The sequence below is a fragment of the Methylocystis silviterrae genome (assembly GCF_013350005.1).
Taxonomy (GTDB): Bacteria; Pseudomonadota; Alphaproteobacteria; order Rhizobiales; family Beijerinckiaceae; genus Methylocystis; species Methylocystis silviterrae.
In genome coordinates, this window is the sequence record NZ_JABVWW010000009.1 from 66,574 (window position 1) to 87,163 (window position 20,590).

A 20,590-nucleotide genomic window follows, 5' to 3' on the forward strand; every position below is an offset into this window, starting at 1 on the left:
ATTCTGCGGTGCGGGATTTCCTCCGCCGCGCCGGTCGCCGTTCTGGGCTGAATCTTTCCGGCGAGGCGCTCGACGCGCTGCCCAAATCCTATCGCTATCTCGTGCCGGCGCGGCGCGCCGCACGCGATCTCGCGCTGATTGCGGCCAACCAAAACGAGAGCGAGATCGTCGAATTGCGTCAGCTGCGCGGCCCCGGAGCCGATGTCGCCCGATACGAAGTTCGCCTGATTGGCGCCAAAGTCCATGCGCTCGACGAACTTCTGCCGATGCTGCAGAACCTCGGACTACGCGTCGCAGATCAAATTCAGTTCGCACTCAATCTCAGCACCGGGCCGCGTTTCATTCGAAGTTTCATCGTCGAGTCCTCGATGCGCAGCGGCGCGAGCATCGCACGATCGCACGGTCGACTGTTGGAGGCGCTCAAAGCCGTGCTCTCAGCCGAAGTTGAGAGCGACGCCTTGAACGGGTTGGTCTTGGTCACCGCGCTTGACTGGCGGCAGATCGATCTCTTTCGCGCCTATAGCAACTATTATCAGCAGCTCGGCCTGCGGATCGAGCGCGCCCGCATCTATCGCGCGCTTTTGCACAGTCCGGCGGTCGTCCAACTCCTCTATCGTTACTTCGAAGCGCGGTTCGAACCGGATCGCGGCGGACGCGACTCCTTTGAGATCGAGTTGGAGTCGCTCACGCCGATCAGGGCTCAGCTTGTCGACGTATTGGACAAGGTCACAGACGGTGGCGACGATCGCATTCTTCGCGACCTCTTCAATCTCATTGACGCGACGGTGCGCACCAACTTCTATTTTTGCGGCGAATGGGCGCGGAAGTTCATTGCTCTAAAGATCAGCAGTCTCGGCGTGTTCAACATGCCGGCTCCAAAGCCTATGGCGGAGATCTACGTTCATTCCCCTTCAATGGAAGGCGTGCATCTGCGGGGCGCGAAAGTCGCGCGCGGCGGCATACGCTGGTCGGACCGAGCCGAGGACTTCCGCGGAGAAGTCCTGGCGCTGATGCAGACTCAGATGATCAAGAACGCCCTCATCGTGCCGCAGGGCGCCAAGGGCGGCTTTGTTCTGAAGCTTCCCTTTGAAGACGCGACGGAGCGGCAGCGCCTCGGGAAGGAGGCATATTCGCAGTTCTTGCGCGGGCTTCTCGATCTTACCGACAATCTGAAGGATTCGCAGATTGTCCGGCCGCCGGCGCTCGTCGCCTATGACGGCCCCGACCCTTATCTCGTCGTTGCAGCCGACAAGGGCACCGCCACCTGGGCTGACGTCGCGAATGAGATTTCGAAATCCTACGGATTCTGGCTCGGCGACGCCTTCGCGAGCGGCGGCGCGCATGGCTATCATCATAAGCGACTGGGCATTACTGCGCGCGGCGCCTGGGTCTGTGTAAGACGGCACTTCCATGAACTCGGTCGCAACGTCGATGCGGAGCCGATTACGGTCGTCGGAGTCGGCTCGATGGATGGCGACGTCTTCGGCAACGGCATGCTGCACACGCCGAACATTCGGCTGCGCGGCGCGTTCGACGGTCAGTACATCTTTATCGACCCCAACCCGGACCCGCTCACTTCCTTCGCCGAGCGACGCCGTCTGTTCCAACTGCCGCAGTCGACGTGGCGCGACTATAGCCCGGCGCTGCTCTCACAAGGCGGAGGCGTCTATCGGCGCGACGCCAAGGATATCCCGCTGAACTCGGAGGTGCGTGCGTGGCTTGGCGTGCGGCATAGCGCGGTCGATGGCGAAGCGCTGGTCCGCTGGCTCTTGATCGCGCCTGTGGATCTGTTGTGGATGGGCGGGGTCGGCACTTATGTCAAGGCAAGCTCGGAGACGAATGAGAGCGTCGGCGATCGCGTCAACGACGGCGCGCGCGTCGACGCGCTGCAGCTTCGCGCCAAGGTCGTCGGCGAGGGCGCCAACCTCGCCTTTACGCAGCGGGGGCGCATTGAATACGCCCTGAGAGGCGGCCGGATTAATACCGACGCGGTCGATAATTCGGCGGGCGTTGATCTCTCCGATCACGAAGTCAATTTGAAGACTCTGCTGCACACGCGGCCGGACCAAAACGCGCCAGACGTCGGAGATCCCAATCGTTTGCTCGAATCCCTCACCGAGGAGGTTTGCGCGTCCGTATTGCAGGACAATGACCAACAGAGTCTTTGCCTGTCATTGGATCGCGCGCGGTGCCGCATCAATCTCGATCCATTCATGGACCTCGCGGAGCAACTTGAAAACGCCGGCTATATCAATCCTGCGGCCGAGGCCTTCCCGACACGAAAGGATGTCTCGGCGCGCGAAACGAAAGAGCTGACGCGACCGGAGCTCGCCTTGCTGATGGCCAGTTCGAAGCTGGCGCTGAAGCAGAGGCTGCTGGAGGACGAGGCCTTTCTGCAGGGTTCCTGGTCGTATGAATTTCTGGCGAGCTATTTCCCAGAATTTTTGCGGTCTCATTTTTCGGAGCGGATCAGGAGTCATTCCCTCGCGCGGGAAATCGCGGTCACGATGATCTGCAACAAAGTCGTCGATCAGGCAGGAGTTTGCTTCCTGTTGCTGGGCGAGGGATTGGTTCCAACTCTGCTGAGCTATGCCGTTAAGCTCTATCTTTCCTTCGATCGAATCTTCGAGGGCGATCGATGGCGCGCCAGTTTTGGCGAAAGCCGCGAATTGGACGCCGCGCGCCAGTACGGGCTGATTCTCCAGCTTGAAGAGGCTTTGGCATATATGTGTCACTGGGCCATGCGGCGTGGACATCGGCTGAGCCCCGACGACGAAGACATCGAGCGCTGGCGTTCCGATCTGCGCGCCTATCGTGAACGCGTGGGTGTCAGCGAAACGCAGGGCGACCCGTCTGTGGCGGCGCCTTATTTTAATCGGCTGCGGAATTTTCCTTTCCTTGTCGCGCTTACCCGCGAATCGGGAGAGAACATGCGAGTCGCTGGCGGATATTTCGATAAGGCCGCCAATCTGTTCGGATTGGAAAAGCTTACCGCCCTTCTGGCAGAGGTGAAGCCAAGAGACCTCTGGGAGCAGCAGTTGCAGGCTGCGCTCGACGCGCGAATGCGGGATGCGTCCGCGCGCATCGCGTCCATGCAGTTGCTGAGCGGAATCGCCGACGCGCGGGCTTTGTTTCGAAACGTCGGCCTGGAGTTTCGTCTCGCCGGGCTCGAGCGGCTGGCGTTCAAACTCGAGGCTTCGCTCTTTACGACGCTGACGCCTTTCGCAGCTTTCGTCGCCGAGCTGAACGCCTTGGTCGACGCGTGCGACGCCGCTTATCGCAGCCGCTCGGCGGAGGGCGTGGAGAGGGCGCGAAAGCCAAGGCGCGCGTCCTTGGAAGCAGGAGCTTCGTAGCGCATGGAAACGGTCGCGGCCGATCGCGCCATTCTCGACGCTTTCGATGAAGCTCTTTGCATCCTCGAATCGTCTGGCGCGCTGCGATCGATGAACCGAGCCGCCGAGCGTCTCACGGGCTATCGCGAAGGGGAGCTTCGCGGGGAGCAGTTCTTTTCGCGGCTTGTCGCGCCAGACGCGGACGATTGTGAGCCGAGCTTGGCGGCGTTTAGCGCTCGCGAGCGGTTGTCCCTGCGGATTCGGCGCAAGGACAAAACGACGATCGAGATTCGCTGCGAGGTCGACCCGCTTTCCGGAGACGGGGATGGCGGTTCGCTGCTGAAGCTTCGTCCCATCGGCGGGTCCAGTAAGTCGGACGCGCTCGACGAGACAAAGAAAATGCTCGAAACGATCTTCGGCGGCATGGCCGACGGTCTCGTCGTGATCAACGAATTTGGCGACATACTGCTCTTCAGCAAAGGCGCGGAGAAGCTTTTCGGCTACCGCGCCGAGGAGTCGCTCGGAAGAAACGTCAAGATGTTGATGCCGTCGCCTTATAGCGATGCGCATGACAGTTATCTTGCCGCCTACAGGCGAACCGGCGTCAAGAAGATCATTGGCATTGGCCAAGAGGTCGTCGGGCGACGCAAGAACGGCACCACCTTCCCTATGTATCTGTCGATTGGCGAAATCTGGCTCGAAGGAACGCGCTACTTCGTCGGCGTCACGCATGATCTTACGCGGCTCAAGCGCGCTGAGGATAGGTTGCTGACGCTTTCCGCCGCCGTCGAGCAAAGTCCGATCGCGGTGATGATCACCAATAAGCACGGTGAAATTGAATATGTGAACAGCCGCTTCGCCAGCCTGACCGGCTACCCGCCGCATGAGCTCATCGGCCGGAACCCGCGGATGCTTCAATCGAAGCGGACCGAGGGGGATCAATATCGGCGGCTCTGGGAGAGCATTCGCGCCGGCGTTGAATGGCGCGGTCAGATCCAGGACAAGAGAAAGGACGGCAAGCTCTATTGGGCCTCCGAAATCATCACGCCGCTGCACAACGCGAAGGGCGAGATCACCCATTATCTCGCCATGCAGCAGGACATCACCGAACAGAAGCGCGACAAGGAGGCGCTGTTCGAGAGCGAACAGCGTTTCCGGCAGATCGCCGACATGGCCGGCGATTGGCTGTGGGAGCAGGACCCGGACGGCCGCTACACTTATAGCAGCGGCGCCGTCGAGGACGTGCTCGGCATGACGCCCGAAGAGGTCGTGGGCAAGTCCTATCTCGATCTCTTCGCCAAGGAGAGCGCAGAAGACGCCGCTCTCAAGACGGCGCCGAGCTCGTTCGCGCTGCGCCGGGCTTTCCATCGCGTCGTCAACCACTACCGGCACAAGAACGACGGCGACGTCTTCACCGAGTCGACCGGCGCGCCGATCTTCGACGAAGCCGGCCGACTGGTAAAATGGCGCGGCGTCGACCACGACATCACTTCGCGCAAGACATTCGAAGACGCGCTGCGCGTGCGCAACCGCGCGATCGAAGCGGTGCCGATCGGCATTGCGGTCTGGGACGCGCAGGCGCCCCGCGTTCCGAACATCTACGTCAATCCGGCGCTGAGCCGGATCACCGGCTTCACCCGCGAAGAGCTGCTCGGGCACAGCTTGCATCTGTTGCGCGGGCCGGAGACGGACCCTGCGGCGCTTGAAGCCATCCGCAACGCGATCGTGCATCGCACCAGCTGCCAGGTGGTGGTGAAATTCTACCGCAAGGACGGCGTCTCCTTCTGGGACGAACTCTCGATCTCGCCGGTTGCCAACGAAGCGGGGCGCATCACCCATTTCGTCAGCGTTCACGCCGATATTTCCGACCGGCGGCGCGTCGAAGAGAATCGCCACGAACTGGAAATCGCCAAGCAGATCCAGCTGTCGCTGCTGCCGAACGCGCCGCTGCGCACCCCGCATATGGAGATCGCCGGAATCTGCGTGCCGGCGACCCATGTCGGCGGCGATTATTTCGACTATTTCGAAAATTCCGGCGTGGTCGACATCGTCATCGCCGACGTTTCCGGCCATAGCGTCGGCGCCGCGCTGATCATGACCGAAGTGCGCAGCACGCTGCGCGCCGAAACGCGAAAGGCGACCAACGCTTTGAGCGGGCCGGCGGAGCTGTTGCGCGACCTCAATGAGCTCCTGCACGAGGACCTGACCGCCGCGGACCTCTTCATCACCATGTTCTATTGCCGCTTCCTGCCGCGCACGCGCACGCTGCAATACGCCAACGCCGGCCAAAATCCGCCGCTGCTGCTGCGCGCGGACGGCGCGGTGTGCGTGCAGCTCGACGCCGACGGCCTGGTGCTCGGCGTCGTGCGCGCGGTCGATTTCAAGGAGGGGAGCCTCGAACTCGCCGCCGGCGACAAGCTGCTGTTCTACACCGATGGAATCACCGAGGCGCAAAACCGCCAGGGCGATTTCTTTGGACTCGAACGCCTGTCCGCCGCGTTCATGCAGCATCGCAGCCTCTCGCCGCGCGACCTCATCAAGGCGGTGCTCGCCGATGTGCGCGCCTTCCGCGGGCAGGCGCCGGCGTCGGACGACGTCGCCATGGTGGTGGCGCAAGTGTGCTGATGTCTGGCGCGGCCAAGCGCGCCAAGAATCGGGCGCGCAGCGGGCGCGCGAAGACGTCCCGCCGCCGTTAAGGCGCGGGGGGCGAGCGGTCCGGGACGCCCCGGCCGTCGCTGGCCGCAGCGCAAAGAAGTGTCTTCGACGGCCGGTTTCTCCCGGACACGGATCGCGTCGTCTCGCCGCCTCCGGGCTGAGGGAGCCGCTCCCCATCGTTCGGGTAACCGACGCCTGCGCCATCCTCGGATATTGTGGTCCGGGCTTTCAAAGCCTGCACATGAGTTTTGGCAAGCCTTGCGGCTCTACGAAGTTCTCATGCGTCTCCGCGCAAAGGAGAGAAGCCCAGACCGGCGACGCGCCGCCGGACCAGGGAACGAGGGTCGTTCGTCCCGCCGGATCCGTCCCTCGCCGGCGCCGCTCGACCCTGAGCCGCGCCCTCGCTTGACGAAGGCGAGCAGAGGATAGGAATTTATTCCAGGAATGTCAAGAGGAATCCAGCAACCGCCTTCAGCCGAACCGCTTACAAATAGCCGACGTTACCCGCCCTCATCAGGCTGCTAACATTCATGCATGACGCGAATGATTCTCCCTTTGCCATCTCAGCTCAATGGGGCGTCCTTGTGCCGGTTTGCCCATGACTTCTCCGTTAAATGCGGCACTACATTGCCAGGAGAAATTGGGATAGATTTCGCACCTTTAAGGTTCATAGATCCGGCAGGCGTTACATTTCTAAGTAATTTTATTCAGTGGTTACATGTAAAATCTGTAAAATGTTTTTTCTATAATCATGACAAACCCAGTCAGGCGTTGCAGTTTTTAGACGACTCTCTGTTTTTTCAAAGTCACCTTGGAATTAAGAACAACTTATACTCTGAGCCACGATCTACGACGCGTCCTATTCAGCGAGTCGCTAGCGATCATAGCCATTCATGGATTCGAACAAACTTGATGCCATGGTTGTCAACGAGCATAAACATCAACCAAGCATCCGTTCATGGATTTCATGTATGCGTTTCGGAAATATTTAATAATATTAAAGACCATTCAACTCGCGATATTGGCAGTGTTTTCGCGCAACATTTTCCGAATAAGAGGGAAATAACAATAGCTATAGCTGATTGGCGCCGGCATACCTGCTGTTGTCAGGTCTGCGCTACCTCTGCTGTCTGACAGCCAAGCCATCATCAAGGCTGTTGAGAACGGGTTTACGACAAGGAGTACGCCGCGGAATGGGGGCGCTGGGCTGGACTATCTGCTTAAAACGGTTGTCGTGGCCAATAAAGGCCGGGTCTGCATCTTCTCGTCAACTAGCTATGTCCTATTCTACCCATCTAAGAACGGGGTTGGCATTCATCCGGTGCCAAATGCCGGGTTTTGCCCCGGGACAACTTTGGAAATCACGTTCAGAACGGACACGATCGTTCATGTTCCAGACGAGACAGAGGAACTAGAATGGTGATCATCGTTGCCGACATAATCGTCGCGGCTGATACGGAAGAGCAAGGGACACGACTATACGCAAGCCTTATCAAGGCTCTCGGTAGTCACGACGTAGCGACCGTATCGTTCGCTGGATTGGATACCGCGACGTCGTCTTTCGTTAACGCGAGTTTCGTTCCGTTGCTCGACGCTATGCCGTTTGTTGATTTGAAGCGTCGCCTGCGAATCGTGGCGTCAACGCGCCAGATCAACGAAATGATAAAATCGCGCCTTTCTGCAGAAGCGGTCAGGGGCGAGCCTCCTAAGCCTTTCCCTTCTTCTTTTTCATTTTACGCCGGCGGATAAGTCGCCCGGCCTTAAACCGCCGAGCGGGGGCAGTCGGGCGTCGATAGTTTAGCCGCTTGCCTTCCGCGCCTTTTGCGGCGGATGCGCGCGTTCAACGCTTGGAGCTATGACTTGCCGCGCTGCTTGGTGACGGTCTCTTTCACGCCGAGTGGGAATCCAAAGCAAATCGCAAATGATGGGCTTTTCTGGATTCCCGATCGCGCGCGATGCGCGCGTCGGGAATGACATCGCGGAATGTGCCCAAGCGCGCGCGTTGGAACGACAGGTTGGCCTGTGCTTCCAAACGACAGCGACGGTCCCGCTATCCCTCTTGACGCGCCGCTTGCGCAACCAATTTCACACAGATGCGCCCAGCGTTAGCGAGGGTAAGACAATGGCGATCTATCGCGTTCGTGAAGTCAAATTCATTGAGACCGAAGGCGGCCATGTGAAGCTGAAGCCGCTGCGTGAATATGAGCGGGAATCCTCCGATGCGGCGAGCGTCATCGCCGAAGTGAGCCGCTTCTTCGAGATGGAGCTCTCCAGTCCCAAGGCGCTCGACGTCGTCGATTTCGACGAGGTGATCGTTCTCGACGAAAAAGGCGCGGTCATCGCGCGCTTCGGCGTCGCCGACTTCTGGGAAAAGGAGTGGAACGCCGTCGCCGCGAGAGCAGGCTCCGAAAAAGGCGACAGACTTTTTCGATGAGAAGCTGCGCCAATGTTTTGATTATGAGCGCCTGTGTCATTCCCGACAGGCCGAAGGCCTGATCGGGAATCCAGAGCAAATTCGTGAATGATCGGCATTTCTGGATTCCCGATCGCGCGCAAAGCGCGCGTCGGGAATGACATCGGGTTCAATCCGAAGCGCGCGTGTCGCAGTGACGCTTCCTATCGATCACATGAGTCATGCGATCGGGAAGCGCTCCAAGGGCGACGCCGCTCCGATTGCGCGCTCGGCTTAAGCGGAATCGCCGCGAAACGCCGCCTCGAGCGCGGCGATGTCGATCTTCACCATGCCGAGCATCGCCTGAAAGGCGCGGCCCGCCGCGGCGCGATCGTCATCCATGAACATGCGCGGCAAGGCTTCCGGCACGATCTGCCAGCAGATTCCGTAGCGGTCTTTGAGCCAGCTGCATTGGATCTCGGCGCCGCCGCCTTCGAGCAGCTTTTCCCAAATCTCGTCGGTCTCGCGCTGATCCTTGGTCGTCACCGAGATCGAAAAGGCTTCGTTGTGGCTCGTCTCGCGGCCCATGTTCAGCGCCTGATAGGGCGTGCCGGCGAGGGTGAAGGAGACCAGCACCGCCGGCCCGTCCGGCTCGCGGCGGAAGGCGCTTTCGAACGCCGAATTCGGAATGACCGAGACATAGAAGCGCGCCGCTTCCTCCGCCTGATCCTTGAAGGCGATACAGGTTCTGACTTTCGACGGCATGGCTGCTCCTTGCGATTGGTTCCTCACTGTCATTCCCGACGCGCGCTTTGCGCGCGATTGGGAATCCAGAGCTTCACCCAGAGTGCTCGTTGGGACTCTGGATTCCCGATCAGGCCTGCGGCCTGTCGGGAATGACACCCGAGATCTGTGCGCCTCAAACGAAAAACTGGACAAAAGTGATATAAGTTGATATCAACATAATGACGCCATGTCAAAGAAGCTGCCGATCGAGGTCGTTCATGAGGTTCGCGACTGCTGTCTCTGCCTTGCGACGCAGCGCGCGGCGCGCAGGCTCGCGCGGCGCTTCGACCGCGCCTTCGCGCCGCTTGGACTCACCAATGGCCAGTTCTCGCTGATGATGTCGCTCAACGCCCCGCAGGCGCCGACCCTGGGGAGACTTGCGAGCGCGCTCGCCATGGATCGCACGACGCTCACCGCCGCGCTGAAATCCTTGGAGCGGCGCGGTCTCGTCGAGACGCGTCTCGATGAAAAGGACCGCCGCGCCCGCAGGCTCTTTTTGACCCACGCGGGCGGCGATCTGCTCGCGGCGGCGCTGCCGATCTGGCGCAAAGAACATGCGGCGCTCGACGCCGGATTTTCACAAAGCGAGGGACAAAAGCTTCGCAAAGCGCTGCGCACATTAGGGGCTGAAACTCAAACCGAAGGAAAGGACGTTAAAGCATGAACGCCAATGTCGAGAAAAATCCCTCCTGCATGCGATCGATAACGCCGCATCTCATTTGCGCCGGCGCCGCCGACGCGATCGAATTTTATAAGAAGGCCTTTGGCGCAGAGGAGATGATGCGCCTGCCCGGTCCTAACGGGCGGCTGATGCATGGCTCCGTGCGGATCGGCGATTCGATGGTGATGCTCGTTGACGAAGTGCCGGAATGGGGCACGCTCGGGCCGAAGGCGCTCAAGGGATCGCCCGTGACCATTCATCTCATGGTCGACGATGTCGATGCCGTCTTCGCGCAGGCCGTCGCCGCCGGCGCGACGGTCAAAATGCCGGTCGCCGACATGTTCTGGGGCGACCGCTACGGCCTGGTCGTCGATCCCTTCGGCCATGTTTGGTCCATCGCGACGCATATGCGCGATTTGACGCCGGAAGAGATTCTCGAGGCGGGCCGCGAGGCGATGGCGAAGGGCTGCGCCGAGGCGTCGGCCTGAGGAACGGGCTTCCTCGTCCTTCGAGACGCGTGCTGCGCACGCTCATCAGGATGAGGAAGCCCTTCACCCGATCGCCTTGCCTGAGGAAGGAAGCGGGCCGGGACGCCGGCCTGTTCACGCCAGGCGCTTAGTTAGGGGCTCCGCGCGCTAGCCCTTTCGGCGTAACTCGTGTAGGCCATCCCGTGAATGAGCCAGGAAACAGAAGGCAAAAAGCGCGGCATGTTCTCCCGCCTGTTTGGCGGCGGCCAGAGCGCGCCCGCGCCCGAAGCGGCGCCCCAGCCGGCGCCGGAGGAAGAGGCGCCGGAGCAAGCGGCGCCAGAGGAAAAAAAGCGCTCCTGGTGGTCGCGCCTGTCCGGCGGCCTCTCGCGCACCTCGCAAGCGATCACCCAGGGCGTCGCCGACGTTTTCACCAAGCGTAAGCTCGACGCGCTGACGCTCGAGGAGCTCGAAGACGTACTGCTGCGGGCCGATCTGGGGGTTAGCGCCGCGACGCGGATCACCGAGGCGGTCGGCAAGGCGCGCTATGAACGGGACATCGAGCCCGAGGAAGTGCGCGAAATCCTGGCGCGCGAAGTCGAGCGCGTGCTGGCGCCGGTCGCGCAGCCGCTCGTCGTCGACGACAGCAAAAGCCCCTTCATCATCCTCGTCGTCGGCGTCAATGGCTCGGGCAAGACGACGACCATCGCCAAGCTCGCCTCGAGATGGACCGGCGAGGGCAAGACGGTCGTGCTCGCGGCGGGCGACACGTTCCGCGCCGCGGCGGTCGAGCAGCTCAAGGTCTGGGGCGCGCGGCTCGGCGCCGAAGTCGTTTCGGGCGCGGAAGGCGCCGACGCGGCGGCGCTCGCCTTCGACGCGATCAAGCGCGCGAAAGAGCAGGGCGCCGACATTTTGCTCATGGACACGGCCGGCCGACTGCAAAATCGCGCCGAGTTGATGGCCGAGCTTGAAAAAATCGTCCGCGTGATGAAAAAGGCGGAAGCCGAGGCGCCGCATGCGGTGCTGCTCGTTCTCGACGCCACCGTCGGACAGAACGCGCTGCAGCAGGTGGATGTTTTCGAGCGGATCGCCGGCGTCACCGGCCTCGTGATGACCAAGCTCGACGGCACCGCGCGAGGCGGCATTCTGGTCGCAATCGCCGAGACTTACGGCCTGCCGATCCACTTCATCGGGGTGGGCGAAAGCGCCGACGATCTGGAGCCGTTTGCGGCGCGCGACTTCGCACGGGCGATCGCGGGGCTTGAAGAAACGTCAGAGGCGGAAAGCTAAGAGAGATGACGCAGGAAACGGCCATCGCGGCAAAACGAAAGCTCAATCCCTGGCTGAAGCTGGCGCTGGAACTCGGACCGCTGCTGCTGTTCTTCGTCATCAACTCCAAATACGGCATTTTCGCCGCGACCGGCGTGCTGATGGCCGGCGTCGTCCTGACGCTCGCCGTCTCATGGGCGATCACCCGACATCTGCCGGCGATGCCGGTGGTCACCGCCGTGCTGGTGCTGGTGTTCGGCTCGCTCACCTATTTTCTGCACGACGAAACCTTCATCAAGCTGAAGGTGACGATCCTTTACACGCTGTTTGGCGCCGGCCTCATCGGCGCGCTCTATTTCGGCAAATTGCTGCTGCCGATCGTCTTCGACATGGCGATCCACATTGACGACGCCGGCTGGCGCAAGCTCACCATACGCTGGGGCCTGTTCTTTTTCGCGCTGGCGGGGCTCAATGAAGTCCTTCGCCGTATACTGACGACCGACGACTGGGTGAATTTCAAGGTTTTCGGCATATTGCCGCTGACGCTCGTCTTCGCGCTGGCGCAGGCGCCGCTCATCATGCGCCATGAAATTCGCCCCGAGGACGAAGACCCCGAAACGCATTTCTGATTTCGGCGCGCGCCTCTGAACTTGATCGCAGCGCCGCACGCGCATTTGCGCGCGAATCGCTCAGACGCGATTCCGCTCCAACATGAACTCCTCGTCATGATTGGCCGCGCTCCTACGCCGATGATTTCGAGCGCATCGGCGCTGTCCATCGCGCGCGGGTTGCAATCGACGCGCGTTCGGGCGAAGAGAGTCTTCAGGTTTATGGGGGCTGAGTCGAATCCTTGCCGAGTCTCATCCGCTTTCTGATCATCGTCGGCGCCATCGTCGCGATCGTCTACGGCGTCATGGTCGCGCTCGTCGCTTATGTGACGCCGCAACCGCGCCAGATGACCTATACGATCCCGGCGCAGCGGTTGAACAAGTGACGGCTGTCATTCGTGACGCCTGTACGGAATGATGCTGGGGAGTTAAGCGCATGAAAGCCGGCGCAGCGCGCCAGCTCGACGCCTTTCTCGACATGCTGGCTGCGGAGCGCGGCGCGGCGCGCAACACGCAAGACGCCTATCGGCGCGATCTTTCCGATTATATCGCGCATCTTTCCGCAAACGGCCGCGATCCCGGCGCGGCGTCCACGGAAGACATTCGCGCCTATCTCGCCTCATTGGAGCCGCGCGGCATGTCGGCGGCGACCGTGGCGCGGCGCCTTTCGGCGATTCGCCAGTTCCACAAATTTCTCTACGTCGACCGTCATCGCGACGACGACCCTGCGTCCGGGCTCGACGGACCGCGGATGCGGCGCAGCGCGCCCGGCGTATTCTCCACCGCGGAAATCGATCGGCTGCTTGCGGTCGCGAGCGAAGGGCTCGATGACGAAACGCGGCCGGTTCGCGAGCGGCTGCGGGCGGCGCGGCTCTATGGGCTGCTCGAAACGCTCTACGCCACCGGCCTGCGCGTCTCCGAACTTGTCTCGCTGCCAAAAACCGCCGCGCGTTCGCGCGATCCTTTCATCGCCATTCGCGGCAAGGGCGGGCGCGAGCGCCTGGCGCCGCTGACCGATCGGGCGCGTCGCGCGCTTCTTTCCTACCGCAAGCTGCTTGAGGAGATGGCGCCAGAGCGCGCCGGCTCGAGCTTTCTGTTCCCGGCCGACAGCGACAGCGGTCATCTCACGCGCCAGGCCTTCGCGCGCGATCTCAAGGCGCTGGCGAGCGCCGCCGGCCTGCCGGCCGCCGACATGCATCCACATGCGCTGCGCCACGCCTTTGCGAGCCATCTGCTGCAGAACGGCGCCGATCTGCGGGTGGTGCAGGAACTGCTCGGCCACGCGGACATCTCGACGACGCAGATCTATACGCATGTGCTCGACGAGCGCATGCGGGCGATGGTGCGCGATCTGCATCCGCTGTCGGAGACGACGGAAAAGCCGGGTTGAGCCGCCCTGGGCGCATTTTCCGTTGAATGTTGAGGCGCGCTCAACGTAAGCTTTTCCGCGCATTTGCGCGACCGAGGAGCTTGGCGATGGCGAAGAACGCGATGGACTTTCGGCCCGAAGAAGAGAATGTCGCCTATATTGGCGCCGGCGTGACGCTCAAGGGCGAAATCTCGGCCTCGGATCTCATCATCGTCGACGGCGCGATCGAGGGCGACGTCTCCGCGCGCGTCATTCAGGTCGGGCAGGGCGGCGTCATACGCGGCAACGTCAGCGCCACGGAAGCCGACGTCAGCGGCTGGATTTCCGATCATATCGAGATCAAGCAGCTTCTGGTCGTGCGCGCCACCGGGCGCGTCGAGGGTAAAATCACCTATGGCGAGATCGAATTGGAAAAGGGCGCCGTCATCGCCGGCGAACTGACCGCGATCGAGGATTATCGCGCCGCGAAGCCGGCGCAGGCGGCCAAGGCCGCCGCTGAACGCCTGGAGGTCGCGGGCGCGCCGCCGAAACCCTCTTCGATCGATCGCATCAATGAGGCGGTGCGCGGCGCCAAAGGGGCCAAGGGCGCCCTCTATCTTGCCGCCGAGGGCGAGGCGAAGCGTGTCGCGACGCGGACGCTGCTCGGCCGCAAGACTTCGGCGGGCGGGTGAGGCTGATCCTTGCGTGACAGCTTGCCCGGCGGGCGGCGGCGGTCTATAGAACGCTCCTTCCCGCTCCCTTCGTCTAGCGGTCTAGGACGTCGCCCTCTCACGGCGAAAACAGGGGTTCGAGTCCCCTAGGGAGCGCCATTCGCGTATAAGACCGCGAACACCCTTGCCGATTTGTTCTGCGGCGATGACGGCCGTTTCCAGGCTGGCCCTTGAGCCGAGGATGCGTATCACTTTGTCGTCGACCTCGATGGCGTCGACGATCGAACGCGAATAGGCCTTCCGGAATGTGGTCTCGCCGCTGGTTGTGCGCTCCCGCATGAAAGCGCCGAAGCGCTCGACTTGATCCGGCTCCAACGTGACTTCAGGCGTAAGCTGAACCTTGATGCCCGCCGTCCCTTCCGCCGTCTGGTCGATCCATTGATAGATAACCAGCGATTTAGCACAAGGAAGGGTGCAGCTATGGCACTGTCTTTCGAATCGAGAAGCCTTGCCCTTGCGTACCCAATGCTCGAGCATTGCGTGCGCTGTTTGCGGAGAAATATCGAAATGGGCGGCGACGTCTCGGACGCACGCCCAGCCATGCGACGCTAAATAATCCCTAAGCTCCAAGAGCATCAGGCTTTAGCCCCCACGTCGCGCGCAGCGATCGTCCTCGGCCTTGCGCCGACGTAGAAACTTATCGCGCCGAGAGCGACGAAGTACGTCACGAGGCCCACGATCCAAGCGGCCGATGCGTACGGATGCAAGACGAAAGTTCCAGTCTGGTAGAACAGCACTGCCGCGCCGTAGCCGATGCTGATTGTCCAAAACACCATGAATCCGGTCCATCGCCGGTTGGTTTCGCGCACGGTCGCGGCGGTGGTGGCTATGCAGGGGTAGCACAGAATCAAGATGAGATAGGCGAGCGCGCCGACTTGGCCATCGAATTTGGTCGCCAAGGCCGGAGCGAGACCCGCGGCCGCTTTATGCAAACGCACCGGCTTGCCCATTCCCACCATCGCTTTGAGATTTTGCGGAACAGTCATAACCGCTCGACTTAGCCTTTCCAGCAAGCCGAAGCCTTGTCCCTCCTTGGGCGGTGCGCGCTGCAGGCCTTGGCTTGGGGGGCCGCCCTGCTGAACGTCGTGCTTCGGCGCTTGGCCGGCATGCTCGGAGACGATTGGCGGCGCCCGCTTCGCCGCAGCCGGCGGAACATGTTGGGAAGCTGTACGCGCCTGTTCAGCGGCGACGGCGGCGCGGACTTGCGCCTGCTGCGCCTCACGAACGTTCGGCAAGCTCATGCGGTCGAGCCGGGCCATGCGCTTGCGGATAATCTTCGCGCTGACGCCCTCGATGCTACGGCCAATCGGATGCGCTCCGCCTTTAGGGTCGATCAAAACGAGGTCGCGCCGCTCGCCTCGGGCGAGAATCCATCCGGCCTCGGTGACGGCGGCGGCAAACGCCCGCGCCGTGGCCGCGCTTCTCCATAACGGAGCGATCTTCGCTTTCATGTCCTCCTGAGTCACAACGCCGCTCGCGCCCGTTTCTGCGTCGGCCCGGTCGCTGCGCTGAACATCGCCGCTTGGCGTTTGGCCTGAGCGTTCGGCGCTCACCGGCTTTCCGTCTTTCGAGCCGGCGCCGCCGCTCTGCTGGATCTCATGGCTGGGACTGGGGGCGGCGTCTGGAAGTTCCGCGATTGCTTTTGTTTCCGGCGAAGCGGCGGCCCCCTTGTGCTGAGCTTCAGCAGGGACCGGCGGCTCCACCGCTGCCGGCGCCGTCTGCTGAGCCTGCTCCATATAGATCGAGCTGAGCGTGGTCACGATCACCACCTTATGCAAAGCCCCGGTAAAGAGCGCCACGGTGGCCGGCCAATTGTCTTGCAAGACGCCCATTGGAGCCAGGACGGGAGTAATTGCGCGTCCTCCCGCCGCCAGCATTGATTGATCGACGGGCTGCTGATTGAAGGAGCCATCAGTCCCCCATGCGCTCAGAATCTTCACGAGAAACACCAAGGGGATGATGTATTTGCCAACCCGAAAGATGAACATCTTCAGGCGTATCCAGGCGTTGATCAGCACATTGCGCAGCTTGGGCCAGTGATAGGACGGCAATGTCAGCACATGCAACGAGCGCTCTTCGGGCAGCAGGCTGAACTTCATCAGCAGAGACGTCATCACCGCGAAGACGATGCCGAGGAGATAGAAACCGAAGATCACATATTGACCGTGCTCCGGAAAAAAGGCGGCCGCGAAGACGGTGTAAACGGCCAGCCGTCCGCCGCAGCTCATGAACGGACTCATCAGCACGGCGACGATCCGGTCTCGTGGACGCTCCATCGTCCGCGTCGCCATGATGGCGGGCACATTGCATCCAAAGCCCACCACCATCGGGATGAAGGCGTTCCCCGGAAGGCCCAAGGATTTCATGACCCGGTCCATGACGAAATTGGCGCGCGTCATGTAGCCCGATTCCTCGAGCATCGAAACGAAGAGATAGAGGAAGCCAATGATAGGAATGAAGGTCACGACCTGCAGGAGACCGTTGCCGAGCCCGTCCGCGATGAGGGCGGTGAGCCACGCGGGCGTATCGATCGCTCCAAGGAGATAGCGGGGACCGTCGATGAACAGCGTCTCGGAAAGCAACCAGAAGAATGGCCTGAACGCGCGACTGAGCTCAATCGTGAACCAGAACAGGCAGTACATAACGGCGAGGAAGATTGGAATGCCGAGAAACCGGTTCAGCACAATTCGATCGAGTCGCTCGGATGCGCGGGAGCCGGCTGCAGCGAAGCGCTCGGGCAGCGTCTCGTCGGCGACCATATGTGCGAACTGATAACGGCTGTTGGCGATTATCGTGTCGGCCTCATCGCCGCTCTCGCGCAAAATTCGGCCGGCGAGCCGCAGATAGGCGTCTTTCGTCGCGGGCGTGGCCAAACGAGTTGCGAAACCGTCGCCTTCCAACAGGCGCAAAGCCAGCCAGCGATCGTCCAGCCGACTCGTGGTCGACGTTTCCCGGATCAAGAGAGAGAGCTCTGAGATCGCCGTTTCGATCAATGGCGGATAATCGATGGAAAAATCCGAGAACTCGCGCTCCTGAACCCATTGCTGAATGTGTGCTTTGAGGCTTTCAATTTCTTTTCGCCGCGTGCCGACGATTGCGGCGACGGGACATCCCAAGCGACGCCGGACGGCGTCGACGTCGAGCTCCGCTTCTCGGTCGTCGGCGTCATCCATAACGTTGAGCACGACGGCCACGGGCGCAGACATTTCGAGCAACTGCGTCGTCAGATACAGGCTGTGTTCGAGATGGGAAGCGTCGATAATGTTGATGATGAGGTCAGCTTCGCCGGAGAGAACATAATCTCGCGCGATCCTCTCATCGACGGACGTCGCTTCATCGTAAGCGTCCAAAGAATGGATCCCCGGCATATCCACGACACAAAAGCGCTGAGCCGCAAACTCAAATTCTCCAACCTTCTTCTCTACCGTGACGCCGCCCCAGTTGCCGACGCGCTGATGCGTGCCCGTCAACCCGTTGAACAACGTGGTCTTGCCGCAGTTCGGGTTGCCGACGATGGCGATCGTCGTCGTCGCCTTCCGATAGGGTTGCACTTCGGCGGCGACGCGCTCTATCAGCAGAGCCGACGCCTCATCCCTGTGCAAGCTAAGGGACGCGCCGCGCACCCGCACCTCAACTGGATCGCCGAGCGGAGCGACCCGCATGACGGAGAATTCGGCGCCTGGGGTGAGTCCCAAGGACAATAGTTTTTGTCGATGGGCCGTGTCGCCTGGCTCAAAGCCTGTCACGCGGCCCCGTTCTCCGACGTTCAGATCGCCCAATTTCATTGTCATTGTCGAGACTCTCGCTATTTCGAGCTTGCCGTGCAGGCCGAGAGGTTGGGCGGAGAACTCCGCTTCCGCCGCCGAGAAAGCGCATCAGAAGCCGAGATTCTCATCGGGCGTTTGCAGCGCCCATCCAGACGCTTGTGGTCTATTCCATAGCTAGGCTTGGACAGTGCAAAAAAACCTCTCGTCGATCGGATGATCGTCGTCGCAGGCGCGCGCGATCATGCGCTGGAATTCCAACGGCTCGGCCACTTCACAGCCGATCTCTTTCTGGGCGCGCGTCGTGACGTCGATGCTGACTTGGTCAAGGCGTCGCCCCACGGGCGCTTTGGCATCTCGGTATGGTGCGGCGGGCATGACTCTGACAGTCAAAACCAAATCGTGTCGAACGGATCGCGCAGAGCGCGTGTAAAGGTATCGAACATTCAATGTATAAGTTTCAGTCAGTCGCGACGTCCGCCCACGAATGACGGACACATCGCCGCATATGCGAACAGCGTTTACGAAGATATAGCGTTCGAACTTCGAGGCATATCGAGAGGCATCTTCGTTGCAAGACGCCGATGCGGCTTGATGCTTTCTTCGATCAATCAACGATCATTCAAGGCGCACAGAGCGACGATGAAGGCTTGCGTCCTTGTCGCGCGCGGGTTTGCCGAAGCTGGGGTTCGAAAATGCGGACAGCCTTTATGAAAATGCTCCACAGCAGAGTTATCAGATTGACGTTGGCCGCTCTGGCTGTCCAGGCGCTCGTTGCGACGATTTTTGTCGAGGCGACATTCGATCGCGGGATCGCTTCGCCCAACGCGCCGTTGCGCCCGAACTTTCGTTTGCAGTCTTCGGAGGGCTCTATCGTTGACAGCCATTTGCTGCGCGGGCGCCCCTATTTGCTGTTTTTTGGTTTCGCCAACTGCCCTGCGATCTGTCCGACAACGCTTATGGAAACGCAGGCGCTTTTGCGTGAAGCGGGCGCGGCGACGCACACATTTCCCATTTACTTCGTGTCGGTCGATCCCGCGAGAGACACGCCAGAGGCGTTGAGGAACTTCGTCAGAGGCTTTGGCGATAATGTCCTCGGCCTTACGGGCTCTGACGAAGATGTTGCAGCCGCCGCCAAATCGGTGCGAGTCTATTTTTCCAAAAGCACGAATGCGTCGGTCGAGAGCCTCGATCACAGCGCTCTCGTCTATCTTGTGAGCAGCGGCGGTGAGGTGGTCAGCACGTTTTCTGTTGATGAACCGAAGGCGAGCGCACTGTATAAAATTCGAACACTTTCCGTGTTTGGAAGATTATAGACCGGCCGCAACTGCTCGTGCGTCATATTGACGCCGCGCCTATTTAAGTCACGTGAATGTTTGACGCATTGTGGGAACCGTCTTAGCGTTCCTGTTACTCAGAAATCGCGAGCGAACTGTGATCCAAGCGGGGGACCAGAACACGGCGGCACTGCGCGGCGCCCTACATTGGGCGGCGGCATTTGTTCTGTTCTTCAATGCTGTCGCGTTCGGATTTGCCAGCGGCGCGATGGCGGATATCGGCGGGAGCGGCGTCCTGAGCGTCGTGTGCGGCTCCAGCGTCGATCTGGCGCAGGACGACGCCGGGTCGAAAGCGCCCAGCAAAGCGCATTGCGTCGCTTGTGCGATCCTTCACGCCAGCTCCGCAGTTGAAAATGCCTTGGCGGAGATTCCCGCGAAGACGGCGCCTGACGAAGCGCCGCCGGTCTTGCTTGTTTCTATTTTCAATCCCGACGCAATTCAGGCTGCGCCTGAATTGCGTCCTCTGTGCTCGCGCGCGCCTCCTTCGCGCACTGTCTGACGCCGAAAAGCATGTCCGGGCGGCTGGCGAGAAGCCATCGTCCGCTGGATATGGGTTTCTTTCAGACGTGGCCACGCTTTCCGTGCGCCTTCAGGAGGACTGCTTAATGAGCGCTGCATCTAATCGCGCAATATACAACGATGCCCTTTGCGCCGCTGTCGTCGGCATCGCCGCAGGAGCGCTGGCGTTTCTGGCGCTGGGCCCCACCTCTCCCTTTGGACTGCAGGTCTGGGCTCTTCTGACCGGATGGGCTTCCTTTCTCCTCCTTGGAGGCGGGCTCGACGGCCTTCGTAAATCGGCGATCCATTCACTCTTCGGCGCCTCTCTCGCACTCGGCGCGTTGGTCTTTGCAACGCATCAACCCGAAGCGCTCGGCGTCGACTTCGCCGTCTGGGCCGCGCTCGGCGTCGCTGTGACGGTGGCGCTGGTTACGCTCGCGGCGCGCTTGCCGTTGCTCGGCAGCGTTCCTGCGTCACTGCTGGGCTACGTCAGTGTGCTTGTCGCGACTTTGCCGGATTACCGTGCCGAGAGGATTTTGTCTCCGAGTGTCGGCAATCCGGTGTTCGGCGCCGTCGCGTCGCTGATCATCGGCGCCTTATTCGCCTATGCAGCGGAAGAGATTGTGCAGCGGCTTCGTTCGCGCGTCAGCGAGTCGATCGCCAAGGCATAGCGGCGATCGCATCGAATATCGCTACGGGGTGCGCGACGTCGGGCGCATCGCGCGCCAAGTTTCGCGCCGAGCAC

Annotated in this window: 16 protein-coding genes, 1 tRNA gene and 1 pseudogene; 15 read left to right on the plus strand and 3 right to left on the minus strand. The window is 61.2% G+C overall.

Features of this window, described 5'->3' with window-relative positions; translation table 11 throughout:
* Nucleotides 1–8 precede the first annotated feature (8 nt).
* The 4 genes from HUN39_RS11575 (at nt 9) to HUN39_RS11590 (ending at nt 8,421) form a co-directional block, all read left to right on the plus strand.
* A complete protein-coding gene (locus HUN39_RS11575; RefSeq protein ID WP_332310754.1) occupies nt 9–3,353 on the plus strand; it encodes an NAD-glutamate dehydrogenase domain-containing protein in 3,345 nt (1,114 codons plus the stop codon).
* Nucleotides 3,354–3,356: 3 nt separating this feature from the next.
* Nucleotides 3,357–5,957: a SpoIIE family protein phosphatase gene (locus HUN39_RS11580; RefSeq protein ID WP_175094661.1), complete on the plus strand. Its 2,601-nt coding sequence runs from the start codon at nt 3,357–3,359 to the stop codon at nt 5,955–5,957.
* A 1,446-nt stretch (nt 5,958–7,403) separates the two neighbouring features.
* On the plus strand, nt 7,404–7,736 hold the full coding sequence (locus HUN39_RS11585) for an STAS-like domain-containing protein (RefSeq protein ID WP_175094662.1): 333 nt from the start codon (nt 7,404–7,406) through the stop codon (nt 7,734–7,736).
* 373 nt (nt 7,737–8,109) lie between these two features.
* The gene (locus HUN39_RS11590; RefSeq protein WP_175094663.1) at nt 8,110–8,421 is read left to right on the plus strand and encodes a hypothetical protein; all 312 of its coding nucleotides are present in this window, start codon (nt 8,110–8,112) and stop codon (nt 8,419–8,421) included.
* A gap of 252 nt (nt 8,422–8,673) precedes the next feature.
* Here HUN39_RS11590 and HUN39_RS11595 read toward each other — a convergent pair whose 3' ends face one another.
* Nucleotides 8,674–9,144: a VOC family protein gene (locus HUN39_RS11595; protein ID WP_175094664.1), complete on the minus strand. Its 471-nt coding sequence runs from the start codon at nt 9,142–9,144 to the stop codon at nt 8,674–8,676.
* Between the two features lie 208 nt (nt 9,145–9,352).
* On the opposite strand from HUN39_RS11595, the gene HUN39_RS11600 reads away from it, so the two are divergent.
* From HUN39_RS11600 to HUN39_RS11635, 8 genes are all read left to right on the plus strand, one after another.
* On the plus strand, nt 9,353–9,829 hold the full coding sequence (locus HUN39_RS11600) for a MarR family winged helix-turn-helix transcriptional regulator (protein WP_175094665.1): 477 nt from the start codon (nt 9,353–9,355) through the stop codon (nt 9,827–9,829).
* Nucleotides 9,826–10,314: a VOC family protein gene (locus HUN39_RS11605; RefSeq protein WP_175094666.1), complete on the plus strand. Its 489-nt coding sequence runs from the start codon at nt 9,826–9,828 to the stop codon at nt 10,312–10,314. Before HUN39_RS11600 ends, HUN39_RS11605 begins: the two co-directional genes overlap by 4 nt.
* Nucleotides 10,315–10,500: 186 nt before the next feature.
* The gene (ftsY, locus tag HUN39_RS11610; protein ID WP_175094667.1) at nt 10,501–11,580 is read left to right on the plus strand and encodes a signal recognition particle-docking protein FtsY; all 1,080 of its coding nucleotides are present in this window, start codon (nt 10,501–10,503) and stop codon (nt 11,578–11,580) included.
* A 5-nt stretch (nt 11,581–11,585) separates the two neighbouring features.
* Nucleotides 11,586–12,188 (plus strand): septation protein A, encoded by a 603-nt coding sequence (locus HUN39_RS11615; protein WP_175094668.1) that lies wholly within the window; start codon nt 11,586–11,588, stop codon nt 12,186–12,188.
* 221 nt (nt 12,189–12,409) lie between these two features.
* Complete coding sequence (locus HUN39_RS11620; protein ID WP_175094669.1) at nt 12,410–12,553, plus strand: oxidoreductase; 144 nt, start codon at nt 12,410–12,412, stop codon at nt 12,551–12,553.
* 50 nt (nt 12,554–12,603) lie between these two features.
* Nucleotides 12,604–13,557, plus strand: a complete 954-nt coding sequence (locus HUN39_RS11625) for a tyrosine recombinase (RefSeq protein WP_175094670.1) — start codon at nt 12,604–12,606, stop codon at nt 13,555–13,557.
* A gap of 86 nt (nt 13,558–13,643) precedes the next feature.
* A complete protein-coding gene (locus HUN39_RS11630) occupies nt 13,644–14,207 on the plus strand; it encodes a bactofilin family protein (RefSeq protein ID WP_175094671.1) in 564 nt (187 codons plus the stop codon).
* A 62-nt stretch (nt 14,208–14,269) separates the two neighbouring features.
* A tRNA-Glu gene (locus HUN39_RS11635) sits at nt 14,270–14,345 on the plus strand.
* A 312-nt stretch (nt 14,346–14,657) separates the two neighbouring features.
* Here the strand turns inward: HUN39_RS11635 and HUN39_RS19650 are convergent.
* A pseudogene (locus HUN39_RS19650) lies at nt 14,658–14,822 on the minus strand (FeoC-like transcriptional regulator); the annotation flags it as partial.
* Entirely contained in the window at nt 14,822–18,037 is a 3,216-nt protein-coding gene (gene feoB / locus HUN39_RS11645) for a ferrous iron transport protein B (RefSeq protein WP_175094672.1), read from the minus strand. The gene feoB and the pseudogene HUN39_RS19650, both read right to left, overlap by 1 nt.
* A 557-nt stretch (nt 18,038–18,594) precedes the next feature.
* Between feoB and HUN39_RS11650 the strand changes: the two genes are divergently transcribed.
* The 3 genes from HUN39_RS11650 to HUN39_RS11660 all read left to right on the plus strand — a co-directional run bounded on the left by HUN39_RS11650 (nt 18,595) and on the right by HUN39_RS11660 (nt 20,516).
* Nucleotides 18,595–19,326 (plus strand): SCO family protein, encoded by a 732-nt coding sequence (locus HUN39_RS11650; RefSeq protein WP_175094673.1) that lies wholly within the window; start codon nt 18,595–18,597, stop codon nt 19,324–19,326.
* Nucleotides 19,327–19,444: 118 nt separating this feature from the next.
* On the plus strand, nt 19,445–19,846 hold the full coding sequence (locus tag HUN39_RS11655) for a DUF2946 family protein (protein ID WP_175094674.1): 402 nt from the start codon (nt 19,445–19,447) through the stop codon (nt 19,844–19,846).
* Nucleotides 19,847–19,952: 106 nt separating this feature from the next.
* On the plus strand, nt 19,953–20,516 hold the full coding sequence (locus tag HUN39_RS11660; RefSeq protein WP_175094675.1) for a DUF1097 domain-containing protein: 564 nt from the start codon (nt 19,953–19,955) through the stop codon (nt 20,514–20,516).
* The last annotated feature ends 74 nt before the right edge of the window (nt 20,517–20,590 follow it).